The sequence below is a fragment of the Citrobacter sp. CK195 genome (genome assembly GCF_030333365.1).
Lineage (GTDB): Bacteria > Pseudomonadota > Gammaproteobacteria > Enterobacterales > Enterobacteriaceae > Citrobacter_B > Citrobacter_B koseri.
The window spans coordinates 1-557 of sequence record NZ_JAOWGB010000003.1 but is presented as its reverse complement, the minus strand read 5'-3'; the positions used below and the strand labels follow the sequence as shown (position 1 = coordinate 557).

1 rRNA gene is annotated in these 557 nt (G+C 54.4%); it reads left to right on the top strand.

The window, feature by feature from the left end:
• A 23S ribosomal RNA gene (locus tag OGX93_RS00020) occupies window positions 1-557 on the top strand; the annotation flags it as partial.

The window sequence follows — 557 nt, the reverse complement described above, 5'->3', positions numbered from 1 at the left end:
ATAGGGGAGCCGAAGGGAAACCGAGTCTTAACTGGGCGTTAAGTTGCAGGGTATAGACCCGAAACCCGGTGATCTAGCCATGGGCAGGTTGAAGGTTGGGTAACACTAACTGGAGGACCGAACCGACTAATGTTGAAAAATTAGCGGATGACCTGTGGCTGGGGGTGAAAGGCCAATCAAACCGGGAGATAGCTGGTTCTCCCCGAAAGCTATTTAGGTAGCGCCTCGTGAATTCATCTCCGGGGGTAGAGCACTGTTTCGGCTAGGGGGCCATCCCGGCTTACCAACCCGATGCAAACTGCGAATACCGGAGAATGTTATCACGGGAGACACACGGCGGGTGCTAACGTCCGTCGTGAAGAGGGAAACAACCCAGACCGCCAGCTAAGGTCCCAAAGTCATGGTTAAGTGGGAAACGATGTGGGAAGGCCCAGACAGCCAGGATGTTGGCTTAGAAGCAGCCATCATTTAAAGAAAGCGTAATAGCTCACTGGTCGAGTCGGCCTGCGCGGAAGATGTAACGGGGCTAAACCATGCACCGAAGCTGCGGCAGCGAC